This window comes from Lentibacillus kapialis (assembly GCF_014646635.1).
GTDB lineage: Bacteria > Bacillota > Bacilli > Bacillales > Amphibacillaceae > Lentibacillus > Lentibacillus kapialis.
The window spans coordinates 1-1,070 of the sequence record NZ_BMNQ01000125.1; the positions used below are offsets into that span (position 1 = coordinate 1).

Genomic DNA, 1,070 nt, shown 5'->3' on the forward strand with positions numbered 1-1,070 from the left:
GCTTGAACTGTGCATCAAATTGCTTCTTATTTTGTGCCATGTGATGATTCCTCCCAGTTTAATTATATTATACTAAACTAGGAAATCTCTCTGTTTGGGTTGTCCGATTATTATTCTATCATCAGAATATAAAGATTACTTTGCATAATGCTTAACTTGGCATAAGGAGGTGTGATATCACCAATACTAGCGAATATCTATCTTCATTATGTACTGGATTTATGGTTTGATGTATATGTGAAGCAGCAAATGTGTAAAGGCAAAGCGGAAATAGTTCGCTTCGCCGATGACTTTGTGTGTTGTTTCGAGAGAGAGGATGACGCAAAGCTATTCTATGCCAAGTTACGACAAAGGTTAAGGAAATTTAATCTTAGTATAGCCGAAGAGAAAACCAAAATTATTCGATTTGGCCGAGGTTCTGAAAATGGGAGTAACGGGAAACCTGGAACATTTGATTTTCTGGGATTCCGCCACTATTGGGGGAAAGGTAGGAATGGAAAACATCGGCTTAAACGTAAAACAAGCCCAAAGAAATTGCAGATGCGAATTAAGGAATTCACGGCCTGGATTCGAAAGAATCGGCACATGCCTGAACAGGAATTGGTGGAGTCCATTCGGCGGAAGCTGAGAGGGCACTACCAATATTATGGCGTGTCGGACAACTTTGATGGCATAAGAGCCTATTTCCGGGAAGTCCTGTATCTAACAAGAAAATGGAGGAACAGACGAAGCCAGAAAAGGTCGTTTACCATTGAAAAGTTCAATCTGTTCCTCGAAAGAAATCCATTACCCGAACCCAAAATTATGGTGAATTTATATGCTAGTAAACGTCTTTGACATGAACGTGAATGGTGTCATGAAGAGCCGTATGCCTTAATTGGGCACGTACGGATCTGTGAGGGGCAAGGGGCACAATCCCAAAGGAGAGGCCCCACCTACTCGACTAAATGGACATAAATCACCCTATTTAGTGTTGTCATGAATCCTCGTTCCGTTATTCGGCTAAAAGTAGGGCAAAATTAGGACGAAAAGAGGAAATAGCGGAATGAGGAACCGCCGAACTCCGGCTA

1 protein-coding gene is annotated in these 1,070 nt (G+C 41.7%); it reads left to right on the top strand.

All coding sequences use genetic code 11. From position 1 onward, the window contains the following. Positions 1–171 precede the first annotated feature (171 nt). A complete protein-coding gene (locus tag IEW67_RS17910) occupies positions 172–837 on the top strand; it encodes a reverse transcriptase domain-containing protein (protein ID WP_229671963.1) in 666 nt (221 codons plus the stop codon). Positions 838–1,070 lie beyond the last annotated feature (233 nt).